Source organism: Duganella kummerowiae, from assembly GCF_053572355.1.
On record NZ_JBKFEH010000019.1, the window covers coordinates 165,723 to 188,878 of the forward strand.

21 protein-coding genes are annotated in these 23,156 nt (G+C 65.0%); 12 read left to right on the forward strand and 9 right to left on the reverse strand.

The genetic code is table 11. The features are described 5' to 3' along the window. Positions 1–34: 34 nt before the first annotated feature. The 3 genes from ACLB1G_RS24060 to ACLB1G_RS24070 form a co-directional block, all read right to left on the reverse strand. The gene (locus ACLB1G_RS24060) at positions 35–2,317 is read right to left on the reverse strand and encodes a TonB-dependent receptor (RefSeq protein ID WP_491629784.1); all 2,283 of its coding nucleotides are present in this window, start codon (positions 2,315–2,317) and stop codon (positions 35–37) included. A gap of 203 nt (positions 2,318–2,520) precedes the next feature. After that, positions 2,521–3,582 (reverse strand): LacI family DNA-binding transcriptional regulator, encoded by a 1,062-nt coding sequence (locus tag ACLB1G_RS24065; protein WP_491629785.1) that lies wholly within the window; start codon positions 3,580–3,582, stop codon positions 2,521–2,523. 9 nt (positions 3,583–3,591) lie between these two features. Next, a complete protein-coding gene (locus ACLB1G_RS24070) occupies positions 3,592–4,200 on the reverse strand; it encodes a glutathione S-transferase family protein (protein WP_491629786.1) in 609 nt (202 codons plus the stop codon). A gap of 118 nt (positions 4,201–4,318) precedes the next feature. Between ACLB1G_RS24070 and purB the strand changes: the two genes are divergently transcribed. The 4 genes from purB (at position 4,319) to ACLB1G_RS24090 (ending at position 7,526) form a co-directional block, all read left to right on the forward strand. Beyond that, a complete protein-coding gene (gene purB, locus ACLB1G_RS24075) occupies positions 4,319–5,695 on the forward strand; it encodes an adenylosuccinate lyase (RefSeq protein WP_491629787.1) in 1,377 nt (458 codons plus the stop codon). A 133-nt stretch (positions 5,696–5,828) separates the two neighbouring features. Then, on the forward strand, positions 5,829–6,353 hold the full coding sequence (locus ACLB1G_RS24080; protein ID WP_491629788.1) for a cytochrome b: 525 nt from the start codon (positions 5,829–5,831) through the stop codon (positions 6,351–6,353). Between the two features lie 25 nt (positions 6,354–6,378). Next, the gene (locus tag ACLB1G_RS24085) at positions 6,379–6,930 is read left to right on the forward strand and encodes a YceI family protein (RefSeq protein WP_491629789.1); all 552 of its coding nucleotides are present in this window, start codon (positions 6,379–6,381) and stop codon (positions 6,928–6,930) included. Positions 6,931–6,959: 29 nt separating this feature from the next. After that, positions 6,960–7,526, forward strand: coding sequence for a YceI family protein (locus ACLB1G_RS24090; protein ID WP_491629790.1), 567 nt, complete (start codon positions 6,960–6,962; stop codon positions 7,524–7,526). 39 nt (positions 7,527–7,565) lie between these two features. Here ACLB1G_RS24090 and ACLB1G_RS24095 read toward each other — a convergent pair whose 3' ends face one another. After that, positions 7,566–7,985: an STY0301 family protein gene (locus ACLB1G_RS24095; RefSeq protein WP_491629791.1), complete on the reverse strand. Its 420-nt coding sequence runs from the start codon at positions 7,983–7,985 to the stop codon at positions 7,566–7,568. A gap of 24 nt (positions 7,986–8,009) precedes the next feature. Continuing rightward, positions 8,010–8,396 (reverse strand): BPSL0067 family protein, encoded by a 387-nt coding sequence (locus tag ACLB1G_RS24100; protein WP_491629792.1) that lies wholly within the window; start codon positions 8,394–8,396, stop codon positions 8,010–8,012. A 188-nt stretch (positions 8,397–8,584) separates the two neighbouring features. On the opposite strand from ACLB1G_RS24100, the gene ACLB1G_RS24105 reads away from it, so the two are divergent. Continuing rightward, positions 8,585–10,738 carry a S46 family peptidase gene (locus tag ACLB1G_RS24105; RefSeq protein ID WP_491629793.1) on the forward strand — a complete coding sequence of 718 codons (2,154 nt, stop codon included), beginning with the start codon at positions 8,585–8,587 and terminating at the stop codon, positions 10,736–10,738. Positions 10,739–10,951: 213 nt separating this feature from the next. Then, entirely contained in the window at positions 10,952–11,521 is a 570-nt protein-coding gene (locus tag ACLB1G_RS24110; RefSeq protein ID WP_491629794.1) for an NADPH-dependent FMN reductase, read from the forward strand. 3 nt (positions 11,522–11,524) lie between these two features. Here ACLB1G_RS24110 and ACLB1G_RS24115 read toward each other — a convergent pair whose 3' ends face one another. Then, complete coding sequence (locus ACLB1G_RS24115; RefSeq protein ID WP_491629795.1) at positions 11,525–12,274, reverse strand: MBL fold metallo-hydrolase; 750 nt, start codon at positions 12,272–12,274, stop codon at positions 11,525–11,527. A 183-nt stretch (positions 12,275–12,457) separates the two neighbouring features. Here ACLB1G_RS24115 and ACLB1G_RS24120 point away from each other — a divergent pair, with 183 nt between their 5' ends. The 3 genes from ACLB1G_RS24120 to ACLB1G_RS24130 all read left to right on the forward strand — a co-directional run bounded on the left by ACLB1G_RS24120 (position 12,458) and on the right by ACLB1G_RS24130 (position 17,365). Continuing rightward, the gene (locus ACLB1G_RS24120; RefSeq protein WP_491629796.1) at positions 12,458–14,146 is read left to right on the forward strand and encodes a M14 family zinc carboxypeptidase; all 1,689 of its coding nucleotides are present in this window, start codon (positions 12,458–12,460) and stop codon (positions 14,144–14,146) included. Positions 14,147–14,263: 117 nt separating this feature from the next. Further along, on the forward strand, positions 14,264–16,405 hold the full coding sequence (locus ACLB1G_RS24125; protein ID WP_491629797.1) for an FUSC family protein: 2,142 nt from the start codon (positions 14,264–14,266) through the stop codon (positions 16,403–16,405). A 27-nt stretch (positions 16,406–16,432) separates the two neighbouring features. Then, on the forward strand, positions 16,433–17,365 hold the full coding sequence (locus tag ACLB1G_RS24130; RefSeq protein WP_491629798.1) for an EamA family transporter: 933 nt from the start codon (positions 16,433–16,435) through the stop codon (positions 17,363–17,365). Here ACLB1G_RS24130 and ACLB1G_RS24135 read toward each other — a convergent pair whose 3' ends face one another. Beyond that, positions 17,366–18,778, reverse strand: a complete 1,413-nt coding sequence (locus ACLB1G_RS24135) for a sensor domain-containing diguanylate cyclase (protein WP_491629799.1) — start codon at positions 18,776–18,778, stop codon at positions 17,366–17,368. Positions 18,779–18,954: 176 nt separating this feature from the next. On the opposite strand from ACLB1G_RS24135, the gene ACLB1G_RS24140 reads away from it, so the two are divergent. Beyond that, positions 18,955–19,191: a hypothetical protein gene (locus tag ACLB1G_RS24140; RefSeq protein ID WP_491629800.1), complete on the forward strand. Its 237-nt coding sequence runs from the start codon at positions 18,955–18,957 to the stop codon at positions 19,189–19,191. A 230-nt stretch (positions 19,192–19,421) separates the two neighbouring features. Here the strand turns inward: ACLB1G_RS24140 and ACLB1G_RS24145 are convergent, their stop codons facing one another. After that, entirely contained in the window at positions 19,422–20,891 is a 1,470-nt protein-coding gene (locus tag ACLB1G_RS24145) for an APC family permease (protein WP_491629801.1), read from the reverse strand. Between the two features lie 225 nt (positions 20,892–21,116). Between ACLB1G_RS24145 and hmpA the strand changes: the two genes are divergently transcribed. Both hmpA and ACLB1G_RS24155 read left to right on the forward strand, forming a co-directional pair. Continuing rightward, the gene (gene hmpA / locus ACLB1G_RS24150; RefSeq protein WP_491629802.1) at positions 21,117–22,283 is read left to right on the forward strand and encodes an NO-inducible flavohemoprotein; all 1,167 of its coding nucleotides are present in this window, start codon (positions 21,117–21,119) and stop codon (positions 22,281–22,283) included. A 234-nt stretch (positions 22,284–22,517) separates the two neighbouring features. Next, positions 22,518–22,640 (forward strand): hypothetical protein, encoded by a 123-nt coding sequence (locus tag ACLB1G_RS24155; RefSeq protein WP_491629803.1) that lies wholly within the window; start codon positions 22,518–22,520, stop codon positions 22,638–22,640. A gap of 3 nt (positions 22,641–22,643) precedes the next feature. Here the strand turns inward: ACLB1G_RS24155 and ACLB1G_RS24160 are convergent, their stop codons facing one another. Further along, entirely contained in the window at positions 22,644–23,153 is a 510-nt protein-coding gene (locus ACLB1G_RS24160; RefSeq protein ID WP_491629804.1) for a DUF1993 domain-containing protein, read from the reverse strand. Positions 23,154–23,156 lie beyond the last annotated feature (3 nt).

Genomic DNA, 23,156 nt, shown 5'->3' on the forward strand with positions numbered 1-23,156 from the left:
AAAAGGCGCGTGCCCGGGCACGCGCCATGGTGGATCAGAAGGCGTAGCTGAGGCTCAGCTTGGCCGAGCGGCCGGCGATGGCGCGCGCGGCGTGGCCGTCGCCTTCCACCTCGGTGTAGCCCAGCTTGTCGAACAGGTTGTTGGCGCTCAGCGACACGCTGGCCTTTTCAGTCAGGCGGTAGTTCACGAACAAATTCACCACCTGGTAGGCCGGCATGACGATGGTGTGGGCATCGTCGGCCCAGGACTTGCCGGTGCCGATCACGCTGCCGCCTATGGTGGCGTTGCCCCAGGTGTAGGTGGGCGCGACCTGGTACACCACGCGGGCCTGGCGGCGCGGCGTGTTGCCGATCACGGCTTCCTGGCCCGGGGCGGTGCCCACGATCTTGGCATCGGTCCAGGTCAGGCCGCCGTTGACGCGGAAGTCGCCCAGGCTGTAGGCCGCTTCCAGCTCCACGCCCTTGGCGTCGTAGCGGTTGGCGGTGCTGCGCTGGGTGGTGGCTTCGTAATTGGATTCATCGGTCTTGGCCTGGAACAGGGTGACGAAGGTGCTCACGCCGCCACGGCGCCATTTCACCCCGCCTTCGATCTGCTTGACGGTGTTGATGGCGATCGGCGCGCTGCCATCCAGCGGGGTGCCGAACAGGATGCGGTCGGCGTTGAAGGACACGCCGTCGCTGACGCGGGCAAAGGCCGCCAGGTCGCGCGTGATGCGGTAGTTGCCGCCCACCGAATACGAGGTGTGGTTGATCTGGTAGTCCACGAATTGCTGGGTGGCCGCGTTGTAGCTGGTCCCGCCGGTGGCGATGTTGGCGGTGCCGTTGGCGCGCTGGCGGTCGTTGCGCACGCCGGCGTCCAGGTTCAGCGGTCCCTGTTCGTAGGCCAGGTTCAGGTAGGGCGACGTGAGCTTGTACTCCATGTCCACCGCGCGCGAGCAGCAGGCGCCGAAGGCCGGGCCGATGTAGCCGGGCGTGCTGCTGGCGGTCTTGAGCAGGGCCGGCTTGTCGCCGGTCGCCTGCAGCAGGTATTCGTTGAAGTTCCAGGTCAGGCCCAGCTTCTGGTTGGACAAATACAGGCCGGCCGTGGTGGTCAGCTTGGCGCCGCCGTCCAGCGCAAAGGTCCTGGACAGCTTGGTGTCGTTCAGGGTGTTGCCGGCGTCGTCGATCGAGGTGTTGAACACCACCGCGTTGAAGGCCAGGCCAGTGTAGGCCTTGCCGGCGTTGGGGCCGGTGGCAAAGGTATAGGCGCCGGTCACGCCGTTATTCGACGGGAAGATGCCGGTAAAACGGCCGCTGTTGCTGGCGGTGCGGAACTTGTCGGTGAGGGTCCAGCCATTGCCCAGGTCCAGCGAGCCTTCCAGGCCCAGGGTGTCGCTCTTGACGTGCAGGCCGTCGTTGACGTTGGTCGAGACCTTGTTGTTGTTCTTGTCCAGCACCGCGTCGCGCACCCAGTAGGGCGAATAGAACGACACCGTGCGCGGGTCCAGGCCGGGGATTTCCTGCACCTGCTGGTTCACCACCCGCACCGGCACCGGCAGCGAGGTGGGCGCCTTGTCGTCCAGGTGCTTGAAGGAGATGCGGATATAGCCGTTGTCCAGCTGGTGGGTCAGGTTGCCGCGGATCTGGCCGCCCTGCTCCGTGTTCATGCCGGTGTGGCGCACGCCTTCGCCGCTGCGGTAGCTGCCGCCGATGAAGAAGCGGGTCTTGTCCGAGATCGGGGCGCCATAGTCGAAGTCGTAGCGGGTTTCGTCGTAGCCCAGGCCGCGGCTGATGCCCACGTGGCCGCCCTTGTCCTCGCCGGTCTTGCTGATGAAGTTGATGATGCCGCCCGGCGAGTTGGTGGCCAGGGTGGAGGCCGAGCCGCCGCGCACCACTTCCAGGTGGTCCAGGGTGCCGTCGATCTTGACGTAGCTGTCCGGCGTGATGAAGTTGAAGTCGCCGAACTGCAGCACGGCCAGGCCGTCTTCCTGGATTTGCACGTAGCGCGCGCCGCCGGCCGAAATCGGCACGCCGCGCACGGTGATGTTGGCGTTGCCCTCGCCGCCCGATGATTCAGAGCGCACGCCCGGCACCGAGCGCAGCACGTCGGCCGCGCTGGTGGGCACGGCCAGCTTGATGGCGTCTTCTTCCATGGTGCTGACCGAGACGCTGGATTTCATTTTCGAGGCGCCGCCGCTGGTGCCGGTGACGATCACCCGTTCCAGGTTCAGGCCATCGGCCGGGGCGGGCGCCGCTTCCTGGGCTTGCGCGCCCATGTGCATGACGGCCAGTGCGACAGCTGCGGCCACGCCGCGCAAGGGAATATTGCGTTGTTCCATGTCTCCTCCAGTTGACGTTATATCCGGCGGGGCCGGAGTGCTGTTTTGTTAAGCAAGTGACGTCATTATTCACTGAAACCAGTTTTATTGCAATCGATTGCAATGCCGTGCCGCAGCATGCCATGGCTTAAATTTTAGCCCCTTTAATCACGAATTAATGGAGGAATTTCGGCATTCTGTGCTGCTGTGCAACACAAAAAGTGTCAGTTTTTTGCAATCGGTTGCAATTGACTGGAGCCGCGCACGGCCAGTTCCGTGGGCAGTTGCTGCGACGGCGAAGGACGGCCTTCGACCAGTTCCAGCAGGCTGGCCACCAGGGCGCGGCCGGCTTCCCGTATGGGCTGGCGCACGGTGGTGAGGGGAGGATGGAAGTAGGAGGCCAGTTCGATATCGTCGTAGCCAACCACGGCCACGTCGTCCGGCACCCGCATGCCCTGCTGGCGCAGGGTGTTAATCGCGGTCATGGCCAGCAGGTCGCTGGCGGCAAACACGGCGTCGAAGTCCACGGCGCGGCGCCGCAGTTCCTGCACCGCCTGTCCGCCCGCCTCCGGCAGGAAGGAGGCCGCCACCTGCAGTTGCGGATCGGCTACGATGCCGGCCTCGCGCAGCGCCTCCAGGTAGCCCTGGTGGCGCTGCGCCACCTCGGGCAGATTGACGTCGCCGAAAAAAGCGATGCGCCGCCGTCCCTGCTGCAGCAAGTGGCGGGTGGCCAGCAGGCCGCCGCCCAGGTTGTCGCCGCCCACAGTGCAGTACAGCTGCTGCGGCAGCTGGGCGCCCCACACCACGATGGGCACCTGGCGCGCCGCCAGCTGGTTGAGCTGGTCGTGGTGGCGCCACTGGCCGATCAGCACCACGCCGATCACGCGTCCGGTGTCATAGGGTACGCCGGCCGCGTCCAGCTGCTCGGCGTCCACCCGCGTGACCAGCATGTCGAAGCCCTGCTCGGTGAGGGCATCGGCCAGGCTGCCCAGCATGGCCAGGAAGAAGGGATCGGACAAATGCTGGCGCGTGGCTGAGTCGTAGGGCACCACCACGCCCACGGTGCGGTTCTGCTTCATGCGCAGGTTTTGCGCGCCGATATTGATGGAATACTTGAGCGAGCGCGCCAGCTCCAGGATGCGGGTGCGCGTCTCCTCGTTGACCAGCTTGCTGCCGGCCAGGGCGCGCGACACGGTGGAGGTGGACACGCCGGCCAGCCGCGCGATGTCGGCCATTTGCAGGCGCCGCTGCTGGGCGCTGCGGCTGTCGTCCGGCGGCTGGGCCATGGCCGCCGCTTACCGGGGCGCGGTGTCTTTGAACGACGGACGTTCGGACAGCTTGTCGTACAGCCGCGCCAGGTTGGGATGCCGCTCGCGCCACGGGATCTCGGGGAAGCGGAACGACAGCCAGCCCACCGCGCAGCCCACCGCCACGTCGGCCAGGCTGTAGTGGTTGCCCACGCACCAGGCGGACTCGCCCAGCTGGGACGACAGTTGGGCCAGGCCCAGGTCCACCTTGCCCAGCTGGCGCGCGATCCATTCCGGGCTTTGCTGTTCGGCCGGACGCAGGGTGCGCTCCAGGCGCACCAGCACGGCGGCATCGACCACGCCGTCGGCCAGCGCTTCCCAGCACTTGATGTCGGCCCGTTCGCGGCCGGTGGAGGGCAGCAGCTTGCACACCGGCGTCAGCGTATCGAGGTATTCGGCGATCACGCGCGAATCGATCATCACGCTGCCGTCTTCCATCACCAGGCTGGGCACCTTGCCCAGCGGATTGACTTGCTGGATGGCGGTGTCGGCCGCCCATACGTTCTCCAGCTCGAACTGGTAATCGAGCTTTTTCTCCGCCAGCACGACGCGTACTTTGCGGACAAAGGGACTTGCAAGGGAACCGATGAGTTTCATAGCTGACAATAATGAGGGATTATCATCCAGTATAACATCGGCGGTCGGGGACGCGGCCAATGGTAAAATGCGGGGTAGCAAGACTTCCCGCACGAATTCCTAACCTGCATTCCGTCCCATGACTACTACCCCCTACTCCACGCTGTCGGCCCTGTCCCCCCTGGACGGCCGCTACGCCGGCAAGACCGACAAGCTGCGTCCCATCCTGTCCGAAGCGGGCTTCATGCACCACCGCGTCAAGGTGGAAATCGCCTGGCTGCAAGCGCTGTCGCAAGCCGGTTTCGCCGAGCTGAAACCGTTCTCGCCCGACGCCAGCGCCCTGCTGGACCAGCTGGCCTCCGGCTTCACCGAGCAGGACGCGGCCCGCATCAAGGAGATCGAGGCGGTCACCAACCACGACGTCAAGGCCGTGGAATACTGGCTCAAGGAAAAGGTCAAGGACGTGCCGGAACTGGTGGCGGCCTCGGAATTCATCCACTTCGCCTGCACCTCGGAAGACATCAACAACACTTCGCACGGCATGATGCTGAAGGCGGCCCGCGACGGCGTCATCGTCCCGGCCCTGAACGGCGTGCTGGCCAAGCTGACCGAGATCGCCCATGCCCAGGCCGACCAGCCCATGCTGTCGCGCACCCACGGCCAGACCGCCAGCCCGACCACCCTGGGCAAGGAATTCGCCAACGTGGTGGCGCGTTTGAAACGCGCCATCGCCCGTATCGAGGCGGTGGAAATCCTGGGCAAGATGAACGGCGCCGTGGGCAACTACAATGCCCACCTGTCGGCCTACCCTGGGTTCGACTGGCCGGCCTTCTCCCAGGCCGTGATCGAACAGCGCCTGGGCCTGGTGTTCAATCCCTACACCATCCAGATCGAACCGCACGACTACATGGCCGAGCTGTTCGACGCCGTGGCGCGCGCCAACACCATCCTGCTGGACCTGAACCGCGACATCTGGAGCTATGTCTCGCTGGGCTACTTCAAGCAAAAGCTCAAGGCCGGCGAAATCGGCTCGTCCACCATGCCGCACAAGGTCAACCCGATCGACTTCGAGAATTCGGAAGGCAACCTGGGCCTGGCCAACGCCGTGCTCAAGCACCTGTCCGAAAAGCTGCCGGTGTCGCGCATGCAGCGCGACCTGACCGACTCCACCGTGCTGCGCAACATCGGCGTCGGACTGGGCTACGCCCTGCTGGCCTATGACAGCTGCCTGCGCGGCCTGAACAAGCTGGAAGTGAACCCGGCCCGCCTGGAAGCCGACCTGGACGCCAACTGGGAAGTGCTGGCCGAGCCGGTGCAGACCGTCATGCGCCGCTACGGCATCGCCAACCCCTACGAGCAGCTCAAGGAACTGACCCGCGGCAAGGGCATCTCCAAGGATGCGCTGCGCGAGTTCATCACCGGCCTGGCCATCCCGCAGGAGGCCAAGGACCTGCTGCTGGCCATGACCCCGGCCAACTACACCGGTATCGCCGCCCAGCTGGCCAAGGCCATCTGATCCAACAAAGCCCCGCTGCTCCAGCGGGGCTTTTTTTTATACCCGGTGTTCCCCCAAAAGCGGGGGCCGCCAGCACGTGCGGTATTTCTTTGGTATATTAGTTCGAATGCGTACTATTTTCCGGAGATCGACCATGCAACGCTATACCTATCCCGCCATGTTGCTGCACTGGCTGACGGCCGTGCTCATCATCGCAGCCTTCTTCCTCGGGCTGACCATGGTGGACATCCCTGGCCTTACCCCCACCAAGCTCAAATACTTCTCCTGGCACAAATGGCTGGGCGTGACCGTGCTGCTGGTGGCCGTGCTGCGCGTGCTGTGGCGCGGCGCCAACCGGCCGCCGCCGGCCCTGGCCAGCATCCCGCCGTGGCAGCACAAGGTGGCCGAGCTGATGCACTGGCTGCTGTATGCGCTGATCTTCGCGGTGCCGGTGTCCGGCTACCTGTACAGCAGCGCGGCCGGCGTGCCCGTGGTCTACCTCGGCCTGGTGCCGCTGCCCACCCTGATCGGCCCGGACCCCGAGCTTAAGGCCGTCTTAAAGACCGTTCATTATGTTCTGACCATGACAATGGCAGCCTCGGTGGTGGCCCATGCGCTGGCCGCCCTCAAGCACCACTTCATCGACCGCGACGCCACCCTGCGCCGCATGCTGCCCTAACCATACCAACTCAGGAGTTTTCGCCATGACCATCCAACGCATCGCCCTCGTCTCCCTGCTGGGCCTGTCTCTGGCCGCCAGCGCCGCCGCCCTGAAGACCGATCCGGCCAAGAGCACCGTGTCGGCCACCTTCAAGCAGATGAACGTGCCGGTGGACGCCAAGTTCAAGAAATTCACGGCCGCCATCGACTACGACGCCGCCAAGCCGGACGCCGCCAAGGCCAGCATCGAAGTCGATACCGCCAGCCTGGACATCGGCGACGCCGAGTACAACAAGGAGGTGGGCAAGAAAGAATGGTTCAACACGGCCCAGTTCCCCAAGGCGACCTTCGTCTCGACCGGCATCAAGAGCGCCGGCGCCGGCAAGCTCAACGTCACCGGCAAGCTGACCATCAAGGGCAAGGCCAGCGACGTGAGCTTCCCGGTGACGGTCAAGGCCGACGGCGGCAAGCAGGTGTTCGACGGCGTGCTGCCAATCAAGCGCCTGACCTACAATATCGGCGAAGGCGAATGGAAAGACACCAGCATGGTGGCCGATGATGTGACCATCAAGTTCCACGTGGTCGCCGGACTATAATTCACACACCCACAGAGGAGACTTTGCGCATGAAACTGCAGTTCCTGCTTGCCGGCCTGATGGCCGTGTCCGCCACCTCGGCGATGGCCGCCAGCTACAACATCGACCCCACCCACACCTATCCGAGCTTCGAGGCCGACCACATGGGCATCTCGGTCTGGCGCGGCAAGTTCGACAAGACCAGCGGCACCATACAGATGGACCGCGCGGCCAAGACCGGCTCGATGGAAATCACCATCGACGCGGCCTCGATCGACTTCGGCCTGGACAAGATGAACTCGCACGCCAAGGGCGAGGACATGTTCAACGTGGCCAAGTTCCCGACCGCCGTCTACAAGGGCAAGTCGTTCAAGTTCGAGGGCGAGCAGCTGGTGGCGGTGGATGGCGAGCTGACCCTGCTGGGCGTGACCAAGCCGCTCACGCTGAAGGTGGACAAGTTCAAGTGCATCATGCACCCGCGCCTGAAACGTGAAGTCTGCGGCGCCAACGCCACGGCCGAATTCAAGCGCAGCGACTATGGCCTCAACTACGGCCTGCCCAACTTCTCGCCGGAAGTGAAGCTGGCGATACAGGTGGAAGCCATCAAGGCCGACTGACCTGCATGCCGGCGGCGCGGGCGCCTGCCCGCGCCGCTATCATTTGCAGCGGATGCGTATCAAGTGCTGCGCGACCTTGCTGCCCTTGCGGTAGGTGATGGTGCATTCCTCGGTGTCATTGGGGATGGGCTGCGACAGCGTGATCTCGTTATTGGCGCCGTAAGCGCACTGCATCCATTTGCCATCCTCGAACTGTCCCTCCAGACGGTAGGTGTAGGACCACTCCGCCTTGCCTGGGCGAGTGATGAAATCCGCGATATCGCCGCGCTGCTCGGGGGGACCGTAAATGGGCGCGGCCGCATGCAAGTATAGCGGTGCAGCGACAAACGGCCGCCAGGGCTGAGGCGCGCCCGCCACCAGTATGGAATCTGCCTTGATAGCCGCGGGACATTCGATGGACTGAGGCTTACCATTAGCGTGAGGGCCGGCCATCGCCAGCAGCCAGCCCATCGTCAACATGATTTTCCTATCCATGGACCAGCCTCACTCGATGACGGAATATGCATCGGCGTTCTCGCTGGGCCGGATATAGCGCCCCTGCTTGTCCTTGCCACGCGAGGTGATCAGGCGCAGGGATATGCGCGTTTTATTTTTGTTCTTCCATTGGTCCATGATCCAGATGCCGTTCCCAACTGCCCGCACGAACAAGGCGGCATGATTGCCATGGCTGCGGTTCGGATAACGGCCTTCGACAAAGGTCGCAATGGCGGTCCCCCTCTTCAGTATAGCGTTGCCCAGCACCGCACCACCCTGGCGCCACGCGGTGGTCACCGGCGCGCCGGCATACCTCTGCACCAGCGCCACGCACTGATGCGAGCCGACGACAGGCTGGTCTTCAAGTTCCTCGACCTTCGAATAAATATATGACATTTTTCGTCCCTCCGAGTGAGAAAGCCTTCACTGTAGAACGGACGAAAAATCAGAATTTAAGGCAGAGCAAATGTCTTATCAGTTTGCCCACCGTCCAGGCTGCAGACTTTGGCATTAAATTCTGGTTGACGTGCACGTAAAGCCTGCGGATACTTGCCCCCGCATTCTTCATCACTCTCAGGAAAGACATGAAAAAATCCCTCCTCGCGCTCGCCATCCTGAGCGCCGCCGCCCATGCCGACGAAGGCATGTGGATGCCCCAGCAGCTGCCACAAGTAGCCAAGCAACTGAAAGCCGCCGGCCTGAAGCTCGATCCCGCCACCCTGACCAAGCTGACCGAGTTCCCCATGGGCGCCATCGTCAGCCTGGGCGGCTGCTCGGCTTCCTTCGTGTCGCCGCAAGGCCTGGTCGCCACCAACCACCACTGCGTGTACGGCAGCGTGGCGCACAACTCGACCCCGCAGCGCAACCTTCTGGCCGACGGCTTCCTGGCGCATAACCTGGGAGAAGAGTTGCCCGCCGCCCCCGGCAGCCGCATCTACGTGACCAAGGCCGTCACCAACGTCAGCAAGCAGGTGGTGACGCCGGCCGTGGCCAAGCTGGCCGGCAAGCAGCGCAGCGACGCCATCGAGAAGAACCAGAAAACCCTGGTGGCCGAGTGCGAAAAGGACGCCGGCCACCGTTGCACCGTGTCCTCCTTCTACGGCGGCCTGGAGTACTACCTGATCAAGCAGCTGGAAATCCGCGACGTGCGCCTGGTGCACGCCCCGCCCGAAGGCGTGGGCAAGTTCGGCGGCGACACCGACAACTGGATGTGGCCGCGCCACACGGGCGACTACGGCTTCTACCGCGCCTACGTCAGCAAGGATGGCAAGGCCGCCGACTACAGCAAGGACAACGTGCCCTACGTGCCGCAGCACTACCTCAAGCTGGCCAAGGAAGGCGTCAAGGAAGGCGACTTCATCATGGCGCTGGGCTACCCCGGCCGCACCAACCGCCACCGCCTGCCGTCCGAAGTGGCCTTCACCTTCGACTGGAACTACCCGGCCTATGTGAAGATCTCGGGCGAGAACCTGGCCATCATCGCGGCCGAAACGAAGGACAACAAGGACACCGCGCTGAAATACGCTTCCCAGGTGGCCAGCATCAACAACTACTACAAGAACCGCCAGGGCATGCTGGACTCCTACGCCGGCAGCGACTTCCTGGCCCGCAAGACCAAGGAACATGAAGAGCTGAAAGCCTGGGTCAACGCCAACCCGGCGCGCAAGGCCGAGTACGCGGCCGACATCGCCGAAGTGGAACAGCTGATCGCCCAGCGCGACGCCAACGTCAAGCGCGACTTCTTCCTCAACTACGGCCAGCCGCGCCTGCTGAGCACGGCCCGCACCCTGTACCGCCTGGCCAACGAGAACGCCAAGCCGGACGCCGAGCGCAAGAGCGGCTACCAGGAACGCGACCAGCCGCGCATCAAGTCCAGCGTGGCCGCCCTGGTGCGCAACTACGACCGCAAGGTGGACCAGGCACTGGTGGCGCACGCCCTGGCCCAGTACGCCAAGCAGCCGGCCGCGCAGCGCAACGCCGCCTTCGACGCCGCCATCGGCGTCACGGACAACATGGGCTCAGCCGAGCTGAAGGCAGCACTGGACAAGCTGTACGACGGCAGCAAGCTGGGCGACGCAGCCGAGCGCAGCGCATGGATAGGCCGCAGCCCGGCCGACTTCAAAGCCAGTAACGACAGCTTCATCAAGGCCGCCGTGGCCCTGTATGAACCGGGCCTGAAGGAAGAGGCGGAGGACGAGGAACTGGCCGGCAAGCTGCAGCAAGCCTACGCCAGCTACATGAAGGCCAAGATCGCCTTCATGCAAAGCAAGGGCCAGGCCGTCTACCCGGACGCCAACAGCACCCTGCGCGTCACCTTCGGCAAGATCGCCGGCCGCGACCACGGCGCCGACGGCACCACCTGGACCGCCTTCACCACCGTCAACGGCGTGCTGGCCAAGGCTACCGGCCAGGGCGAGTTCAACGCCCCGGCCAGGCAGCTGGCGGCCATCAAGGCCAAGGACTTCGGCAAGTACGTGGATCCCAAGCTGGGCACGGTGCCTGTTGCCTACCTGGCCACGCTGGACATCACCGGCGGCAACTCCGGCTCGGCCGCGCTGAACGCCAAGGGCGAATGGATAGGCCTGGCGTTTGACGGCACCCTGGACTCCATCATTTCCGACTGGGACTTCAACAAGGCCAACACGCGCGACATCCAGGTCGACCTGCGCTACATCCTGTGGAACATGAAGCACGTCGACCACGCCGACAACCTGCTGAAGGAAATGGGCGCCGAGTAAGCCCGATCCAGTGTCCACCACCCCGGTGTCAGATCTGCCATTGGTACATGAGGTCGCCAAGAAGGCGAGCTCATGTACTTTTGGCAGACCTGACACCGCTGTTGGACATGACACAGCTGTTGGACACTGCTGTTGGACACTCTTATCGGAGCGGGGAATTCTTCTTGGATGGGGTAGAGTAAGGTTCCAACTACCCTCGTCCAAGGAGATGTCATGCCCGCAAAGAAAATTGCCGTCATCATCGGCAGCCTGCGCAAGGATTCGCTGAACCGCAAGGTGGCCCAGGCCGTGATCGGCCTGGCGCCGGAATCGCTGCAGCTGGAAATCGTCGAGATCGGCGAACTGCCCATCTATAACCAGGACCTGGAAGAAAACGGCGCCACCGCGCCGCAGGCCTGGACCCAGTTCCGCGAGCGCGTCAAGGAAGCCGACGGCGTGCTGTTCTTCACCCCCGAATACAACCGCTCCACCACGGCCGCCCTCAAGAACGCGGTCGATGTCGGTTCGCGCCCCTATGGCGCCAGCGTATGGGCCGGCAAGCCGGGCGCCATCGTCAGCGTGTCCCCGGGCGCCATGGGCGGCTTCGGCGCCAACCACCACCTGCGCCAGAGCATGGTGTTCCTGGACGTGCCCATGCTGCAGCAGCCGGAAGCCTATGTCGGCAACGCCGCCAAGCTGTTCGACGCCGACGGCAAGCTGGCCAACGAGGACACCAATGGCTTCCTCACCAAGTTCATCAACGCCTACGCCCAGTGGGTGGAGACCAACGCCAAGGCCAGCTAGGATTCAGCGGCGCGGCGGCGTCAGCCGGTAGCCATCGGCCCCGGCAGGCAGCGGCCGCGCCGGGCCGCCGCGCGCCAGCGCCAGCACGCGTGGGGTATCGCCATTGGGCAGCAGGGCCAGGTCGGCGCCTGGCAAACGGGCCGCCAGCGCCGCCTGCTCGCCGGCCTCCAGCGGCGCGCAGCCCACATAGATGCGGTAGGCGCCGCGCCCGCTCCCGAAATCGAGCAGGAAGCCGCCCGGCTCCACGCTGCCGGGTGCGCCCGCCATGGCCGTCACGCGCAACCGGGCCTTGCCCTTGCGCAGCTGCAGCGCATCCCACAGCTGCAGCGGATAGAGCCGGGCCCGCGCGCCTGACGGCAGCACGGCGCCGGCCTGGCGCAGCGCACTTTCCGAAACGATCACCGGCAGCGTCACCAGTCCCGCCCAGCCCGCCAGCGGCATCAGGCCGCCATACCGGCCAGGCGCCGGCGGCGTCAGCAGCACGGCGTCGGCCTCGGGCCACTCGCGCACCGCGTCCGCGCCGTAGGCCTCGGCATCGGCCGCCAGCGCCAGGATGCGCAAGCCCTGGTATTCGATCAGCGCCAGACCCTGGCCCGGCAGCCGCAGCTGCCCCGCCGCAGTCCCCGGCCCAGCGCCATGCGCGGCCGCCGGCAACTCCAGCGCATGACGCGGCCCGGCCTGCGCCATGCCCAGCCGGCACACCAGCGCCAGCAGCACCACCACCAGCCCCCGCCATCCATCCCGTCCTCCCATGGCATCCTCCCGTTCAGCCCATATGCCACCAATACCATGGCCCGCATTTCATTTCTTTGAGGAAAAACAATGCCGGTCCAGAGCGCTCAAAAAGCGGGCACGGATGCTACAATGCTGCCCTTCGGCCAGCGCCTATCCGGCGCCGCGCCACCTCCACTATTTCCCTCTGAGATCCAGACCACTATGCGCGCAGACCTGCTGACGCCTTACGAAAAAGGCAACAAGAACCAGACCACCCTGTGGAGCGAGTGCATCGCCTACTACCAGGAGCTGGCGCGCCAGTTCCCGCAGGTGCTGCGCTTCGAGCAGATCGGCCTGTCCGACGCCGGCATCCCGGTGCACGCGGGCGTGGTCAGCGCCGACGGCGTGTTCGACCGCGCCACCATCAAGCGCGAGGGCCGCCCGGTGTTCTTCAACAACAACGGCATCCACCCGGGCGAGCCGGAAGGCATAGACAGCTGCATGGCCATGGTGCGCGACTTCTGCGTCGATCCGGCCAAACTGGCCGCGCTGAGCCGCACCGTGTTCCTGTTCGTCCCGGTGTACAACGTGGACGGCGCCCTGAACCGCGCCAACACCTCGCGCGTGAACCAGGACGGCCCTGAACAATTCGGCTTCCGCGGCAACAGCCGCCACCTGGACCTGAACCGCGACTTCATCAAGTGCGACACCCTGAACGCGCGCCTGTTCAACCAGCTGCTCACCAGCTGGGACCCGGACGTGATGGTCGATACCCACACCTCCAACGGCGCCGACTACAGCTACACCATGACGCTGATACACACCCAGGCGGACAAGCTGGGCTACGGCCTCGGCCCCTTCCTGCGCGAGACCATGCTGCCCGCCATCTACGCCGGCATGGATGCGCGCGGCTGGCCGACCTGCCCCTACGTCAACCCGGTCAAGGACACGCCGGACGACGGCATCGCCGAATTCCTGGAAGTGCCGCGCTTCTCCACCGGCTACGCCGCCCTGCACCATGTGATCGGCTTCATGCCCGAGACCCACATGCTCAAGCCTTTCGCCGACCGCTACGAGTCCATGAAGGCGCTGGTGGAAGTGACCCTGGCCTTCACGGTGGAACACGGCGCCCGCATCCGGCAGCTGCGCGCCGAAGCGCGCCAGCAGGCCGCCAGCACCAAGGAATGGACCGTGAGCTGGAAGGTGGACGAGGCGAATCCCTCCACCTTCCGCTTCAAGGGTTACGAGGCCAAACGCACGCCCAGCAAGATCGGCGACTACATCCGCCTGTCCTATGACCGCAGCCAGCCCTGGGAAAAGGACATCGCCTACTACAACCGCTTCCTGCCGGACGCCGTGGTGCGCGCGCCCAAGGCCTATGTGCTGCCGCAAGCCTGGCGCGAGGCCGCCGAGCGCCTGCAATGGAACGGCGTGCAGATGCGCCGCATCGAAGCGGCCGAGACGGTGCAGGCCCGCTACTACCACATCGTGAGCGCGCGCCCGCGCCCCAACGCCTACGAAGGCCATATGTACCACGACGAGGTGGTGCTGGAAGAACGCAGCGCCAGCTTCACGCTGCAGCCGGGCGACTGGTATATCCCGCTGGACCAGGACCAGGCCCGCTACGCCGTCGAAACGCTGGAACCGCAGGCCCACGACAGCTACTTCCGCTGGGGCTTCTTCAACAGCGTGCTGGAAAAGAAGGAAGCCTATTCGGACTACGTGTTCGAAGACCTGGCGCTGGAAATGCTGGAAACCGAACCGGAACTGAAAGCCCGGTTCGAAGCGTGGAAGGCCGCCAACCCAGCGCTGCTGTCCAGCCAGGAAGCGGTGCTGGACTTCATTTTCACCAATGGCCGGCGCCACGCCGAGCCGGAATGGCGCCGCTATCCGGTGCTGGCCATCTTCTGACGCTTTAACACTCAAGCTGTAATACAGCAGCCTGCTGCAACCCCTGCGCGCCGTGGCGATCCCACGGCCCGCATGCTTCAACGGCGCGCCATCCCTGCGCCATACAAGGTCTCAGCCATGCACTACGCACTCAACCTGCGCACGTTTTTCTATAGCCATTACTTTTATCTCGGCCTGCGCTTCGCTGCCGGCCTGGTCGGCGTCACGCTGATCACCCTGCAGTTCGCCGGCATGGCCACCGCCATGACGGTCTGCATAGGCGCGCTGTGCACCGCCCTGATGGACATGCCCAGCCCACTGCGCCACAAGTTCAACGAGATGAGCGCCTCGGTGCTGCTGTGCAGCGCCGTCACCCTGCTGATCAGCCTGTGCGCGCCGCTGCACTGGCTGCTGATGTCCATGCTGGTGGCGATCAGCTTCCTGGCCTGCATGATGGTCGTGTATGGGAAGAAGTCCATGCCGCTGCAGCTGGCCACCCTGTTCATCATGACCATGTCGATGGAACACGACATGACGGCGCGCGAATCCTTCATCCACACCGGCCTGTTCACCCTGGGCGCCGTGGCCTACCTGGCGTATGCCATGGCGGTGTCCTGGGTGCTGCGCCACCGCATCAAGCAGCAGGTGCTGGCCGAGGCCCTGTTCGAGCTGGCCGCCTACATCGACATCAAGGCCGATTTCTACGACACGCGCTACAACCTCAGCGAACAGTTCAACAAGCTGATACGCCACCAAAGCCTGCTGGCCGACCGCCAGCAAGCCTCGCGCGACCTGATACTGCGCAGCCACCTGAACGCCAAGGACGCCATCGTGGTGCAGGTGCATGTCTGCATGCTGGACCTGTACGAGCAAATCCTGTCCACCCACACCGACTACGCCCAGCTGCGCGCCCACCTGGCCGACTCGCCGGTGCTGCTCACGCTGCGCGACCTGGCGCACAAGGCCGCGCGCGACATCGAATCGGTGGCCTACGACCTGACCCGCAAGCGCGTGTCCTACCCCGAGCTCAGCTACGACCCGGAGCTGGCCGCCATCGAGGCCGAACTGAAGGCGCTGCAGGCGCGCGTGGACGAAGGCCAGCCGGTGCAGGAAGCGCTGGCCGTGCTGCGTGCCCAGCGCAACAAGATCCGCGCCATCATCCGCATGATAGGAGAACTGCACGTGGCCAGCCAGAAGGCCTACGACAGCACGCCGTTCTGGGCCGACGCCGACATGGGCCCCTTCCTGTCGCAGCAAAAGTACGAGCTGCGCATGATACTGTCGCACCTGCGCCTGGATTCGCCCATCTTCCGCTTCTCGGTGCGGGTGGCGCTGGCCATCTCGGCCGGCCTGCTGGTGGCCAGCTGGCTGCCGTATGCGGCGCACAGCTACTGGATCGTGCTGACCATCGTTATCATCCTCAAGCCCAGCTTCAGCATGACCAAGCAGCGCCGCGGCGACCGCATCGTCGGCACCATCATCGGCTGTTCCATCACGGCGCTGCTGCTGCACTTCACCGACAGCCTGGCCGTCATCCTCACCGTGCTGGTGCTGGCCACGGTGGCCACGCCCACCTTCATCTACCTGCGCTACCGCTACGCCGCCATCGCGGTCAGCATCATGATCCTCTTGCAGATGCACCTGATCGCGCCCGGCAATGGCGACCTGGTGATGGAGCGCCTGGTCGACACCTTCATCGGCGCCGCCGTCGCCACCGCCTTTAGCTTCGTGCTGGCCAGCTGGGAATACCAAAGCGTGCCGCGTTTGCTGCGCGCGGTGCTGGAGCAGAACCTGCGCTACATGGAAGCCAGCTTCGACCTCCTGCAGGGCAAGGGCAAGGACGATTTCGCCTACCGTATCGAACGCAAGCGCCTGATGGACAGCCTGGCGGGATTGAGTTCGGCGCTGGTGCGCATGCTGGACGAGCCGGCCCGGGTGCAGCGCGCGGTGGAGGACATCAACCTGTTCATCGTGCAGAACTACCTGCTGGTGGCTCACGTGGCGGCGCTGCGCGCCATCGTGCGGCGCCACGTGCAGGAGCTGCCGGTGGAAGCGCTCAACGCCATGCTGGCGCGCAGCCACGACGAAGTGTTCCAGATCCTGAACCAGGCCCTTGAAGGCCATGCCATGCCGCCGCTGCCGGCCGGACCGGAAACGCCGCAGGTGCCGTGGTCCGGCTGGCCGGTGGTGCTGCGCCGCATCCGCCTGCTGCGCGCTGACGCCGCCAAGATCATCGTGCACAGCGAAGCGGTAATGCGCGATATCGGGATCAAGGTTTGACGCTCGAAAGCTGATAGCATGGGCGGCATGAACCAGCCTCCCGCCTCCGCCCCTTCCTCCTCGTTCGCCCCGCGCGACCTGCTCGCCGCCCTGCTGGTGGTGCTGATCTGGGGCACCAACTTCGTCGCCATGAAAGTCGGCCTGCGCACCCTGACCCCGTTCCAGCTGGGCGCGGGCCGCTACCTGTTTGCCGTGCTGCCGCTGGTGCTGTTCGTGCGCAAGCCGGCGTTGCCGTGGAAGTGGCTGCTGCTGTACGGGCTGAGCCAGGGCGTGGGCCAGTTCGGCCTGCTGTTCCTGTCGCTCAAGGTCGGCATGTCGGCCTCGCTGGCCTCCACCGTGCTGCAGACCCAGGTCTTCTTTACCGCGCTGATGAGCGCCTTCCTGCTGCGCGAGCGCATCAGCCGCCAACTGGTGGGCGGCCTGCTGCTGGCGGCGGCCGGACTGCTGTGCTTTGGCGCCAACTACCTCACGCCCGGCCACGCCGGCGGCACCACGGCGGCCGGCTTCGCGCTGGTGCTGTGCGCGGCCGCCATGTGGGCTTCCTCGAATATCGTGGTGCGCTATGCCCAGCAGGCTGCGCCGGCCTTCGACGCGCTGGCCTTCCTGGCCTGGTGCAGCCTGGTGCCGATTTTGCCTTTTTTCGCCCTGTCGCTGCTGTTCGACGACGCCGGCGCCAGCGCCAACTGGGGCCGCATGGGCTGGAGCACTTGGGCCGCGCTGGCCTACCTGGGCTGGATGGCCACCATCATCGGCTACGGCACCTGGACCGCGCTGCTCAAGCGCTATCCGGCCAACCGGGTGGCCCCCTTCAGCCTGGGCGTGCCGGTGGTCGGCATCGCCTCCGGCATGCTGCTCCTTGATGAACAGGTCACGCTGTGGCAGTGGTCCGGCATCGCCCTCACCGTGGCGGCGCTGGTGTGCGTGATGTTCGGCGGCCGCTGGCTGCAGTCCCGCGCCTGATCAGGCGTAGCAGACCCGGTTGCGGCCGCTTTCCTTGGCCCGGTATAGCTGGTCGTCGGCCTTGCGCAGCATGGCTTCCGCCGTGCCGGCTTTCAAGTCGCCGTGCAGGCCCATGCTCATGGTGACTTCCAGGCCGGGCTGCAGCTCGGACCACGGGAAGGCGGCGATGGCGGCACGCAGCTTGTCGCACAGGGCGGCGGCCTGTGGCAGGTCGGTGTCCGGCAGCGCGATCACGAATTCCTCGCCGCCGTAACGGGCCACCAGGTCGGTGACGCGCAACTGGCCGCGCAGGATCTCGCCCACCTGGCGCAGCACGGCGTCGCCCACCGCGTGCGAATAGCGGTCGTTGATCTTCTTGAAGTGGTCGATGTCGCAGATCACCAGGCTCAAGGGATGCTGGCCGCGCACGGCGCGTTCGAACAGGCCGCTGGCATGCTCGTCGAAGTGGCGCCGGTTGTGCAGCTTGGTCAGCGCGTCGCGCACGCTCAGTTCGCGCAGTTGTTCGGACTGGGCCAGGATGGTGTGGTGCGACTCCCTCAATTCCTCGTGGCTGCGGGCCAGCTGGGCGCTCATGTCGTTGAAGGCCGCAGCCAGGACGGCGATCTCGCCCTTGCCCTCCACCGGCACCCGCTGCAGCAGCGATCCGCCCTGGATGGCGCGCACGGCGGCCGTCAGCTGGCTGAGCTGGCGGCTCAAGCCCTTGCTGAGCAGGATGCCCAGCAGCACGGCCAGCGCGGCAGCCGCCGCGCCCCCGGCCAGCAGGGCTTCGCGCACCGTGTTCAGATATTGCTGCTCCTCGCGGCTGGGCGTGAACACGCCTTCGGGCGAGATATACGCCGCCACGCGGCCGCGCGCCATCACCGGGCGGGCGTCGCGGCGCGCCTCCTCGGGCAGCAGCTCGCCGGGATGGTAGGCGCCACCGCCCAGCAGCACCCGGTAAGCATGGTCGGCCGCGATGAAGCGGTAGGGCGGATTGTCGCGCGGCCCGCCGGCGCGTTCAGGCCCCGGCGGTGCGCCGTCCGGACCTGGCCCGGGATCGACGCCGGGCGGTCCCGGAGGACGTTCGCGCAGCGCCCCGCGCGGCGGCCCTTGCCGCTCGCCGTGGCCGGCCCCCAGCGGTGGGCCATCGTCCGGTCCGGAAGCAGCGGCGCGCGGCGCGTCGTCCGCCCCCTGTCCGGTCCGGCGCATGCGCTGCTGGTAACGATCAAAGGTCTCGACCGCGTGGCCAGCCTCCCAGCTGCCGTACTGTTCCAGATAACCGCCCAGCATGCGCTGGAAATGCTCAACGGCGTGCTCGCGCCGCAGCATGTCAACCTTCTTGCCCACGCTGATGTAGGCCAGCCCGCCCACCAGGGCTACCGCTGCCAGCCCGGTGGCCAGCAATGCCAACATCAGTTTCACTCGCAGCGACATATGCGCTCCATGAATATGCTTGCCTGAAAGACACCAACAATACATGAAAGTATTGCAACTGCGCAAGCATGAGTTATGCCGCTTTTTTATGGCGAGCATCACAAATGAAAATTTTTTTTATTACTCGGACAGGCCTATACTGCACTGCAACAGACGAACAAACAGGAGTGAACATCATGAACGCAGCCAATACCAGCTTCCACTACACGAGCAACAACTACGCCGGCAATGTCGCCCGCGCTGCCCGCAACCTGCTGGCCGCCGTGTTCGCAGTGCAGCCGAAACAGGCTGCCGAGGTGTCGGCCAAGGAAAAGGCCGCGACCCGCTCCTTCCTGCAACGCATGGCCGCCGACTACGTCAGCCACGCACCCAGCATGGCCGCTGAACTGCAATACCTGGCCAACCGCGACTAATCGAACCGCTTATCTAACCGCTTACCTACTGGAGTAACATCATGCTGACCATTATCGAAAACCTGCCCGCCGCTATCGCCCTGTCCGGCCTGGTCCTGCGCCTGTACCTGGGCAGCAAGCCGACCGAAACCAAGGCCGACGCGGAATAAGCCGCCAGCCTCACCAGTCAAAATGGTAAAAAGACCCGGCCGCGCCAGCGGACCGGGTCTTTTTTATTGGTTGGCGCGCTCTCAAGCCTGGTTCAGCTTTGAATTGCGCACGCCATACAGGAAATAGGTGGCGATGGCCGCCGCCATCCACACCACGAACACGGTGTAGGTGGTCTTGGACAAGCCGAACATCAGGTAGAGGCAGGCCGCAATGCTCAGGCCTGGCACCACGTAGGGACCGAAGGGCACGCGGAAGCCCTGCTCCACCTGCTTGCCATGGTCCTTGGCGCGCATCACCGGCACCGCCAGCGACACCACGATGAAGGCCGTCAGCGTACCCATGCTGACCATGTCCCACAGGAAGGTGGCGTCCACGAAGCCGGCCACGATGCCGACCACGATGCACACGATCAGCGTATTGCTGACCGGCGCATGGGTGCGCGGATTCACGCTCTGGAATGTTTTCGAGATCAGGCCGTCGCGCGAGATGGCGTACAGGATGCGCGTCTGGCCATAAATCGTCACCAGGGTCACGCTGAACACCGAGATCACGGCGCCGGCCGCCAGCACCAGGGCCGGCCAGGCCTGGCCCGTCACATTCTGCAGGATCACGGCCAGGCCCGCTTCCTGCCCGGCAAACATGTACGCCGGCTGGGCGCCCAGCGCCGCCACCGCCACCAGCAGGTAGAACACGGTCACGATCACCAGCGCGGCCAGTATGCCCACCGGCACGTTGCGCTTGGGATTGCGCACCTCCTCGCCGGCCGTGGCCACCGTGTCCAGGCCGATGAAGGAGAAGAACACGGTGCCGGCCGCCGCCGTCACGCCGCCCAGGCCGGCAAAGGTCTTGCCATTGTCCGGGCTGAAAAAGGGATGGAAGTTCCTAGCGTCGAAGCCGCTGAAGGCGATCACCACGAAGAACACCAGGATGGCCAGCTTGACCAGCACCATGATGGCGTTGGTGGTGGCCGACTCCTTGGCGCCGCGCACCAGCAGGAAGCAGCACAGCGCCACCAGCACCATGGGCGGCAGGTTGACGTGGCCGGCATGGAACTCGATGCCATTGGCGCCCGACACCACGCTGGGCGAGCGCAGCGCATCCGGTATGTGCAGGCTGAAGGCGTTGACCAGGAAGCTGTTCAGGTAATCGGACCAGCCAATGGCGGTGGCACTGGCCGCCAATCCATACTCCAGCAGCAAACAGGCCGCCATGATGAAGGCCAGGAACTCGCCTACGGTGGCGTAGGCAAACGAATACGAGGACCCCGAGGCCGGGATGCGGAACGACAGCTCGGCATAGCACAGCGCCGTCAGCCCGGCCGTGATGGCGGCCATGAGGAAGGACAAAATCACCGACGGCCCCGCCTTGGGCACGGCCTCGACCATGGTGAAGAAGATCCCGGTGCCGATGGTGGCGCCCACGCCTATCATGGTCAGCGGGAACAGGCCGATGGAGCGGGCCAGGCCGTGGCCATGTCCCGATGCTGCGTGTTCGACCTTGGCATCGACCGGCTTGGTACGGGTCAATTTCTGCACCAGAGTTTGGTTCACAGTAGTCCTTGTCAGTGGCGGCGTGCGCGCGGGTAGCGCGCCTGCTCGTGTGTGGGGTCAAAAAAACCTAGCGATTATAGGGCTTGCCAGCTCGTCCCTATGCCGAAATTAAAGATGCATTTTGAATGCATCTTATTGTACAATTGCTGCGCCGCTGAATCATATGGCGGCAGCGAACCCCGCAACCGTGCGCCGCGCCGGCGCCCCATTACAAGGAAAACAGCAATGATCTCCGTCCAAGCCCGCCCGTACATCGCCGCCAGCGTCCCGGTCCTGAAAGAGCATGGCCTTGCCATCACACGCACGTTCTATGCCAACATGTTCGCGGAACATCCGGAGCTGACCCGCTTGTTCAACATGGGCAACCAGGCCAGCGGGGTGCAGCAGCAATCGCTGGCGGCCGCCGTGTTCGCTTATGCGGCCAACATCGACAACGCCGCCGCGCTGGGCCCGGTGGTGAGCCGCATCGTGCACAAGCACGTATCGGTGGGCATCACGGCCGAGCACTATCCCATCGTCGGCCGCCATTTGCTGGGCGCCATCCAGCAGGTGCTGGGCGAGGCCGCCACCCCGGCCCTGCTGGACGCCTGGGCCGAGGCCTACGGTTCGCTGGCCAAGCTGCTGATCGAGGCCGAGCAAGCCATGTACGAGCAGGCTGGCGTCAAGCCGGGCGATACCCGCCCCATGAAAGTAGTGCAGGTCAAGCGCCAGAGCGCCGACGTGCTGGCCATCACCCTGGAAGCCGGCGACGGCGCCGCCATCCCCGCCTTCAAGCCCGGCCAGTATGTGAGCGTGGCCGTGGATTTCGCCGACGGCCGCCGCCAGCTGCGCCAATACAGCCTGTCCGACGCGCCCAACGGCAGGCAGCTGCGCATCTCGGTCAAGCGCGAGCCGGCCGGCGCGGCCAACCCGGCCGGCGAGGTGTCGAACTGGATACACGATAACGTGAAGGTGGGCGCGGTGCTGCAGGTCAGCCATCCGTTTGGCGACTTCACGCCGGACACGGCCTCCTCGCAGCCCATCGTGCTGCTGTCGGCAGGGGTCGGCATCACGCCCATGGTCTCGGTGCTGAACGAGATCGCCCGCAGCAACCCGCAGCGTGAGGTGGTGTTTGCCCACGCCGCGCGCAATGCCGACCACCATGCGCACCAGGAAGACCTGGCGGCGGCCCAGGCCGTCATGCCCAAGCTGCGCACCGCGACTTTCTATGAGGATGTGGATGGCCGCATGGATGCTGCCCGCCTGCCTGAGTGGCAGCGCGACCAGGCCGATGTCTACCTGTGCGGACCGGTCGGCTTCATGCAGGCCCAGTGGCATGGCTTGCTGGAAGCGGGTGTGCCGGTGCAGCGCCTGCACCGCGAAGTGTTTGGTCCGGAACTGCTGAATTTCTAGAGATCGTTCAAAAAACGACCGTGGCGTCGTTGCAGCTCCTTGCCGTGCAGGTGCAATGCCTTCGTCGCCGCGCCTCGCCACGCCCGTTTTGGCAACGACCGTGGCGTCGTTGTAGCTCTTTGGACGATCTCGAAGTTACAGTTGCTTACTTTTGATACAGCGCGGTGTATAGCTTGGCGGGTAGGAGGCCGGTAGCCTTGTCACATTACAACATGACAATGTAGAGAGGTTGATATGCCGATCAAGAAAATCCCTACCGTAAGCCGCCGCGTCCATCCCGTGCTGGCCGGCGCCGCCGTATCGCTGGCGCTGCTGACGGTGGCGGCGGCCATCATCTACCGCGTCACCGTATCCTGAACTTCAACTGAAACTGCCCAGGTAATCGCGCTTGCCCAGCGGGACGCCCTGCTGGCGCAGGATGTCGTAGGCCGTCACCACGTGAAAGAAGAAGTTGGGGATGGCAAAGCTGAGCAGGTAGGCGTCGCCCTGGAATTGCTGCTCGAAGGCGCCGGCGGCCAGCTTCACCACGCGGCTGGCGCTGTCCTCGAGTTGTTGCGGCGCCACGCTTTCCAGGTAGGCGATAGTGCTGGCGATGCGTTCCTGCAGCTGCTGGAAAGTCGCCTCATTATCTTCGAACCTGGGCGCCTCGACGCCGGACAGGCGCTGCACGGCCAGCTTGGACGTATCGCTGGCGCGCTGCACCTGGGCCGTCAGCGGCAGCATGTCCTCGAACAGGCGCGCGCCCAGCAGCACATCGGGCACGATGCCGTGCTGTTCCGCGTGCTGTTCTCCCTTCTCCAGCAAGGTCCCCAATATCTTCAGCGCCCGTACGAACACGGGCGCCGATGCCTGATACATGGAAATCGCCATATT

Excerpts from the sequence above, each read along its gene's own strand:
- ACLB1G_RS24060 (WP_491629784.1), bottom strand. The coding sequence starts at position 2,317 with ATGGAACAACGCAATATTCCCTTGCGCGGCGTGGCCGCAGCTGTCGCA.
- ACLB1G_RS24065 (WP_491629785.1), bottom strand. The coding sequence starts at position 3,582 with ATGGCCCAGCCGCCGGACGACAGCCGCAGCGCCCAGCAGCGGCGCCTG.
- ACLB1G_RS24070 (WP_491629786.1), bottom strand. The coding sequence starts at position 4,200 with ATGAAACTCATCGGTTCCCTTGCAAGTCCCTTTGTCCGCAAAGTACGC.
- purB (WP_491629787.1), top strand. The coding sequence starts at position 4,319 with ATGACTACTACCCCCTACTCCACGCTGTCGGCCCTGTCCCCCCTGGAC.
- ACLB1G_RS24080 (WP_491629788.1), top strand. The coding sequence starts at position 5,829 with ATGCAACGCTATACCTATCCCGCCATGTTGCTGCACTGGCTGACGGCC.
- ACLB1G_RS24085 (WP_491629789.1), top strand. The coding sequence starts at position 6,379 with ATGACCATCCAACGCATCGCCCTCGTCTCCCTGCTGGGCCTGTCTCTG.
- ACLB1G_RS24090 (WP_491629790.1), top strand. The coding sequence starts at position 6,960 with ATGAAACTGCAGTTCCTGCTTGCCGGCCTGATGGCCGTGTCCGCCACC.
- ACLB1G_RS24095 (WP_491629791.1), bottom strand. The coding sequence starts at position 7,985 with ATGTTGACGATGGGCTGGCTGCTGGCGATGGCCGGCCCTCACGCTAAT.
- ACLB1G_RS24100 (WP_491629792.1), bottom strand. The coding sequence starts at position 8,396 with ATGTCATATATTTATTCGAAGGTCGAGGAACTTGAAGACCAGCCTGTC.
- ACLB1G_RS24105 (WP_491629793.1), top strand. The coding sequence starts at position 8,585 with ATGAAAAAATCCCTCCTCGCGCTCGCCATCCTGAGCGCCGCCGCCCAT.
- ACLB1G_RS24110 (WP_491629794.1), top strand. The coding sequence starts at position 10,952 with ATGCCCGCAAAGAAAATTGCCGTCATCATCGGCAGCCTGCGCAAGGAT.
- ACLB1G_RS24115 (WP_491629795.1), bottom strand. The coding sequence starts at position 12,274 with ATGGGAGGACGGGATGGATGGCGGGGGCTGGTGGTGGTGCTGCTGGCG.
- ACLB1G_RS24120 (WP_491629796.1), top strand. The coding sequence starts at position 12,458 with ATGCGCGCAGACCTGCTGACGCCTTACGAAAAAGGCAACAAGAACCAG.
- ACLB1G_RS24125 (WP_491629797.1), top strand. The coding sequence starts at position 14,264 with ATGCACTACGCACTCAACCTGCGCACGTTTTTCTATAGCCATTACTTT.
- ACLB1G_RS24130 (WP_491629798.1), top strand. The coding sequence starts at position 16,433 with ATGAACCAGCCTCCCGCCTCCGCCCCTTCCTCCTCGTTCGCCCCGCGC.
- ACLB1G_RS24135 (WP_491629799.1), bottom strand. The coding sequence starts at position 18,778 with ATGTCGCTGCGAGTGAAACTGATGTTGGCATTGCTGGCCACCGGGCTG.
- ACLB1G_RS24140 (WP_491629800.1), top strand. The coding sequence starts at position 18,955 with ATGAACGCAGCCAATACCAGCTTCCACTACACGAGCAACAACTACGCC.
- hmpA (WP_491629802.1), top strand. The coding sequence starts at position 21,117 with ATGATCTCCGTCCAAGCCCGCCCGTACATCGCCGCCAGCGTCCCGGTC.
- ACLB1G_RS24155 (WP_491629803.1), top strand. The coding sequence starts at position 22,518 with ATGCCGATCAAGAAAATCCCTACCGTAAGCCGCCGCGTCCATCCCGTG.
- ACLB1G_RS24160 (WP_491629804.1), bottom strand. The coding sequence starts at position 23,153 with ATGGCGATTTCCATGTATCAGGCATCGGCGCCCGTGTTCGTACGGGCG.